This window comes from Vibrio sp. V43_P6S15P86, assembly GCF_009904725.1.
GTDB classification, from domain to species: Bacteria; Pseudomonadota; Gammaproteobacteria; order Enterobacterales; family Vibrionaceae; genus Vibrio; species Vibrio diabolicus.
In genome coordinates this window covers 1-5,491 of record NZ_WXWT01000316.1, presented here as the reverse complement: position 1 = coordinate 5,491, position 5,491 = coordinate 1, and the positions used below count along the sequence as shown (strand labels likewise).

Here is a 5,491-nt window from a genome sequence, read left to right as displayed (position 1 = left end):
GTTGAAAATTGCGTTTTTTAAGAGCTTATCATTTTCGTTTATAAGAGTTTTCAGCGTATCTCCAAGGAAGGCTTCCAGCAATGTAACCGCATAAGCGTAAGTCATATTTATAACTAGTTTGTTTGTGCTGAAATTTCCAAAGCCGTTTGATTGGTTTAAGTTGGATTGAGCCATTTTTCTCAATGAGTCTAGCTGTTCAGTAAACTCATGATGAAGTTCCGAGGAACCATTTCTTACTAACCAATCTATTTCGGCTTGCCATTCAGCAGCATCAGCTTCAGCTTGCTTCATATCGTAATACTCACGCTCTAGCTGCTGCCACTCACTCGAACTCTCATCCAATACTTCATCTTCGAGATGATCTCGGATCCACAACTCTGCTCTTTGAGCTTCAAGATCGTACATGTGTTCTTTGATTGAACTCATTTGTCATCTCCTAATTCAAAACTGCTGCATAACGCCGCATTAAGGGGTGAACAACGCAAACCACCCGACCTAAACCATTGTGCCGTAAGCACTAAAGCTGATTCAAACCAAAACTGCCAAGCGTTGTGAATCCCTCTTGAATGCTTTGTTATACGCGGGCTTTCGACCAAACTGCGAACTCATTACCACTTGGTTCTAGAAAATGAAAACGGCAACCGCCAGGAAATTCGAATATAGGGCGAATGATTTCACCACCACTTTGAACGACTTTATTTAGAGTACCTTCAACGTCAGAGCTGTAGAATACTAAAAGTGCTCCACCCGTATTAGTTTGGCTGCAGCAATCAGCTTTGAAGAAACCACCGTCTAATCCCTGATTTGAAAAAGCTGTATATTCAGGTCCGTAGTCGACAAACTCCCAACCGAAAACTGAAGAGAAGAATGATTTTGTCGACTCTAAGTCTTTTGCGCCAAACTCAACATAATTAAGTTTTTCATGCTGATTCATTTCCTTGCTCCTTTTTGATTGTCCTGATAAGCGTATAACGCCGCATTAAGGGGTGAACAACGCCACCACCTAACCTAAACCATTGTGCCGTAAACACTAAAGCCAGTTCAAACCAAAACTGCCAAGCGTTGTGAATCCCTCTTGAATGCTTTGTTAGTTGCCAAACCTAAAGCTTTGATTTGAAGTTGATTGCCGCTCTGTCAACACTGCTTTTACGTGCTTTGAAAAACTCAAATCAGGCGCAGTTTCAAAGCGCCTGTCACTGAAACCACTTGGAACTCAAAGCGCCGTAGAAAACGGATTAACAACACCAAAACGCTCATTTGAAAAGACAGTGTCACAGAGCTGACTCTCGACCAGTGATCCGGTTTCTGAAACCGAAAAATCCAACCACAAAAGAAACCTGAGAACGATTTTCACAAACCCGAACGATTCAAAATTGAAGTACGAAACGCCACCAAAAACACACTGATTTTAACTCTAAACATTCTGTTTAAGCTACGTTTTCCTCGTTGGCAACTAACGCCCAATTGAGGTGTGAGGCACGCAATACGATGCTCCCGCATACCACCTTAATCACTTAAACCAACGCATAGTAAAAATGCCACGCGTGCCGAATCACTCTTAAATTATTTGTTAGTTGCCCATTTCAAAGCCTAGTGCTAACATTTGTACACACACCAACAAAGGAATACATCATGGACACTAGAATTCAATTTCGTGTTGATGAAGAAACAAAACGCCTAGCTCAACAAATGGCTGAGAGCCAAGGTCGAACTCTAAGTGATGCTTGCCGTGAACTTACTGAGCAACTCGCTGAACAACAAAGAAAAACATTATCTCACGATGCATGGCTAACTGAACAAGTAAACCTAGCATTTGAGAAGTTTGACTCAGGAAAATCTGTTTTCGTTGAGCACCAAACTGCTAAGTCTCGAATGGAAGAGCGCAAAGCCAGAATCCGTAATCGAGGTAAGCAATGATTTTATGGGAAGAAGAGTCACTTAATGATCGTGAAAAGATCTTCGAGTTTCTCTATGACTTCAACCCTGATGCGGCAGAAAAAACTGACAACCTCATTGAAGCAAAAGTAGAAAACTTGCTTGAACAACCTTTAATGGGTGTACAACGAGATGGCATCCGCGGACGATTGCTCATTATTCCTGAGATTTCGATGATTGTCTCTTACTGGGTCGAGGGCGATATCATCAGAGTTATGCGTGTACTCCACCAGAAACAAAAATTCCCTACGGATTGATTGCTCCCCCTGGGGAACTAACGCCGCATTAAGGGGTGAACAACGCAAACCACCCGACCTAACCCATTGTGCCGTAAACACTAAATTTAATTCAAACCAAAACTGCCAAGCGTTGTGAATCCCTCTTGAATGCTTTGTTAGTTGCCAAACCTAAAGCTTTGATTTGAAGCCAATGACTGCTTTGCCAACTATGTTTTTATGTCTTTTGAAAAACTCAAATCAGGCGTAGTTTCAAAGCGACTGTCACTGAAACCACTTGGAACATACAACGCCGTAGAAAACGGGCTAACAACACCAAAAAGCTCCTTTGGACAGACAATGTTACGCAGCTAACTTTCAACATATAAATCGGTTTCTGAAATAGAAAATTCAACCACAAAAGAAACCAACGATCGATTTTCACAAACCCAAATAACTAGAAATTGAAATACGAAAACCTAGCCAAAAACACACGGACATTAGCCCTAAACAATCTGCTTTGGGTACGTTTTCCTCGTTGGCAACTAACGCCGCGTTAAGTGGTGAGCAACGCGCTACCACAGAACTTTAAATTACCACCGTAAACACAAATGCCAAGACTTGAGCCAAAATCGCCACGCGTTGACTGTCCCTCTTGAACGCTTTGTTATGTTGTTACTCACACTCAACTTTAATTGGCAGCCCGTCTTTTAAAGCAAAAAACTCTATACATGCCTTGCCATCAACCATGATTCTCCGAGTGTCTGAATCACTGATGTAAGCGGCTTCACCAAAACTAACAATGCCATCGCGATCTAAATCCATTTCATTAAAGGAATAACGTTCATCAGATAACAAGTAAGCATACGAAAACAAAGTAACAAACGATACTAGCGCCAAGAACCCGAACAATCTTTTAGAGATAGAATTCTGAAACATAGTAATAGTAACCCTGTAGATAAGAAGGTCTGACCCAGCAACATAACGCCGCGTTAAGGTGTGACAAGCGCTTGCCACACTTGAGCGAAGCGAAACCGGCAAGCGTTTGGAATCACCCTTAAACGCTTTGTTAGGTGCGTTTTTAAAAGTTCACCACTAATTTACCTTGGTTTACTTCTCTAATGCTGAGACACTTGGCCCGCAAATTACATTAGGCAAAATAATATGAAACTTTTAGTCCGCAATCTAGCGCGCACCATCACTGAACACGAAGTTCGTGTACTATTTTCTGCTCACGGTAAAGTCACCGAGTGCAACTTGGTTCTAGACCAAGAAACAGGTTTATCAAAAGGTTTCGCGTTTGTCGAAATGCCAGATGACAAAGAAGCAAAAACTGCTATCCAAAACCTAAACCTTTCAAACATTGCTAAAAGCACCATTCGAGTGAAACGCGCTCAAAACTAAACTCAAAAAGCCAGTAGTGACTTCTGCTGGCAATTTTCCGCTTGAGCACCTAACGCCCTGTTAAGGTGTGAGCAACGCAATACCGATGCTTCCGCACACCACCCTAAACACTAAAGCCAACGCATGGTGAAAATGCCACGCGTTGCGAATCACTCTTAAACAGATTGTTATGTTTATTAGCCTATTGCTCCCAACAATAAACAAACCAAACCAGGAGCAAAAATGACTTTAAAAATAAACGGAGGCAATAAGTCTCCAATAGCCTCGCCGCTATACGTATCAAATTTGTTTCCGAGACCAAATAGTGTTGCCCACCCGGTAAGCGCAGCTCCAGTAAAATTGAAAACGCTAACCCATTTTATTTGCGCCTGTACATCTAACTTACCAACAGCGAAACCAATTGATACTACCAACAGGACAATGATGACAGTCATTAACAATGAAGACCAAAAAGCAACCCGTAATCCCTTAACTTCAAGGTCTCTGCGCTCATCGTCATATGTGGAACCCATAATCTGCTTTGCATGCTTGCCAAAGTGCTCCTTACTGAAGAGCAAGAAGAATAATGCTTTGAATAAATACACTTAAATACCAACCTCGTAAACATAACGCCGCATTAAGGTGTGAGCAACGCAATACCAAAGCTTCCGCATACCACCTTAAACACTAAACGCAACGCATAGCAAAAATGCCACGCGTTGCGAATCACTCTTAAATGCTTTGTTATACAAACATCGCATCAAAGTCCGATTTGTCCCTCGACGAATGTTTGCAAAATTCCGGTCGCTACATCTCCAAGCCTGCCACTAGCTGAGATTAAAAAAACCTTTAGTTTCTGCTTTGCAGTAATACGATCTGTTTCTGGAACACTACTATCACTTAACTCATGGACAGCCGAGGTTAACTCTGTTTTATCGCGCCCCGCATATAACTCTATAGCTTTTAGCAGTTCTTGAGCTTCAGAGGGTAGATTCACTGTACCAGATATTTCCTTTGCAATTACTCCATTCGCTGTTTGTATAACCTGGGAATTAATAAATACGTTTCGATCACCACCATACTGCGATGAGCTATCTAAACCATGAAGAACATTGGAAATACGTTTAGGCATAGGAATACTCGATTCGATTATGCTCTCAAGTGCGATTAAATCCTCTTGAGCGACAACAAAGTCTGTTAGTTCAGACTCTAACTCATGTCGAATATTAAGTAATTTTCTTTCTCTCTCATGCTTCAAGTCGACCTGAATTCGACGAGCTTCTTTAGCATATTTCGAGACTAAATCTATGACTTCACGATTATCTAAATTACTTCCTGAGAGCGATAACTTTGCAACTTCAGGGTTTTGGACGCAAGCATCCATAAATGATGAAAACTCTTCAAATTTTGATGACAATGAAGATGAAGCTACATTGTCATCACCAAAAAACTCATGGATTACACCATTATTGGTTTTATATTGGTCGTGTCTCGCATTAAAGCCCGCGACTTTCTGAAGATAGCCACGAAAAAGTTCAAGTAGCTTCTCCGCTTCGCTAGCCCATATGCGTTCTGCAGGAACGTATATTCTAAAAATGAGGTTGTGCTCATTTTTTTCTATGAAAGAAGATGTTAGGACGCTTAACTCAGCATTCTTTTTATATGGTGTTACTCTTAGGTCATACTCGTTAAATAGCGCATATACCGTTTCTAAAACATCAGCACTCGGGGCTTCAAAAAACGAATAGTGATCGTCATCAATATCATCACCAGCCTGGTCTATTAGCATTAAACCCTCGTGGGCAAGTATCAAATTCGGCACTTTTGATAGCTTACTTAACAATTCGTTCGCAATAGCAGAGTACTCGTGATGTGCAAGTGTATCTATCGCAACCTTTGTCAACTTAACAACAGCACACGTCACATCGTAATCATCGAAGTAGGATGAGATACTGCGC

8 protein-coding genes are annotated in these 5,491 nt (G+C 41.4%); 3 read left to right on the top strand and 5 right to left on the bottom strand.

The genetic code is table 11. The features are described from left to right. On the bottom strand, positions 1 to 426 hold a 426-nt coding region (locus CAG69_RS14035), incomplete at its 3' end, for a hypothetical protein (protein ID WP_161444762.1). A 148-nt stretch (positions 427 to 574) separates the two neighbouring features. Next, positions 575 to 934 (bottom strand): VOC family protein, encoded by a 360-nt coding sequence (locus CAG69_RS14030; RefSeq protein WP_161444761.1) that lies wholly within the window; start codon positions 932 to 934, stop codon positions 575 to 577. Positions 935 to 1,632: 698 nt separating this feature from the next. Between CAG69_RS14030 and CAG69_RS14025 the strand changes: the two genes are divergently transcribed. After that, positions 1,633 to 1,917 (top strand): type II toxin-antitoxin system RelB/DinJ family antitoxin, encoded by a 285-nt coding sequence (locus CAG69_RS14025; RefSeq protein ID WP_005398409.1) that lies wholly within the window; start codon positions 1,633 to 1,635, stop codon positions 1,915 to 1,917. Then, complete coding sequence (locus tag CAG69_RS14020; RefSeq protein WP_005398411.1) at positions 1,914 to 2,192, top strand: type II toxin-antitoxin system RelE/ParE family toxin; 279 nt, start codon at positions 1,914 to 1,916, stop codon at positions 2,190 to 2,192. The genes CAG69_RS14025 and CAG69_RS14020 overlap by 4 nt, the downstream gene beginning before the upstream one ends. 633 nt (positions 2,193 to 2,825) lie before the next feature. Here CAG69_RS14020 and CAG69_RS14015 read toward each other — a convergent pair. Continuing rightward, on the bottom strand, positions 2,826 to 3,089 hold the full coding sequence (locus CAG69_RS14015) for a hypothetical protein (RefSeq protein WP_161444758.1): 264 nt from the start codon (positions 3,087 to 3,089) through the stop codon (positions 2,826 to 2,828). A gap of 225 nt (positions 3,090 to 3,314) precedes the next feature. Here CAG69_RS14015 and CAG69_RS14010 point away from each other — a divergent pair, with 225 nt between their 5' ends. Next, the gene (locus tag CAG69_RS14010) at positions 3,315 to 3,554 is read left to right on the top strand and encodes an RNA recognition motif domain-containing protein (RefSeq protein WP_069491598.1); all 240 of its coding nucleotides are present in this window, start codon (positions 3,315 to 3,317) and stop codon (positions 3,552 to 3,554) included. Positions 3,555 to 3,730: 176 nt separating this feature from the next. Here the strand turns inward: CAG69_RS14010 and CAG69_RS14000 are convergent, their stop codons facing one another. Together CAG69_RS14000 and CAG69_RS13990 are read right to left on the bottom strand one after the other, a co-directional pair. Next, positions 3,731 to 4,138: a hypothetical protein gene (locus CAG69_RS14000; RefSeq protein WP_069730407.1), complete on the bottom strand. Its 408-nt coding sequence runs from the start codon at positions 4,136 to 4,138 to the stop codon at positions 3,731 to 3,733. A 155-nt stretch (positions 4,139 to 4,293) separates the two neighbouring features. After that, a partial coding sequence (locus CAG69_RS13990) for a hypothetical protein (RefSeq protein ID WP_237668078.1) occupies positions 4,294 to 5,491 on the bottom strand: 1,198 nt, incomplete at its 5' end.

Excerpts from the sequence above, each read along its gene's own strand:
- CAG69_RS14030 (WP_161444761.1), bottom strand. The coding sequence starts at position 934 with ATGAATCAGCATGAAAAACTTAATTATGTTGAGTTTGGCGCAAAAGAC.
- CAG69_RS14025 (WP_005398409.1), top strand. The coding sequence starts at position 1,633 with ATGGACACTAGAATTCAATTTCGTGTTGATGAAGAAACAAAACGCCTA.
- CAG69_RS14020 (WP_005398411.1), top strand. The coding sequence starts at position 1,914 with ATGATTTTATGGGAAGAAGAGTCACTTAATGATCGTGAAAAGATCTTC.
- CAG69_RS14015 (WP_161444758.1), bottom strand. The coding sequence starts at position 3,089 with ATGTTTCAGAATTCTATCTCTAAAAGATTGTTCGGGTTCTTGGCGCTA.
- CAG69_RS14010 (WP_069491598.1), top strand. The coding sequence starts at position 3,315 with ATGAAACTTTTAGTCCGCAATCTAGCGCGCACCATCACTGAACACGAA.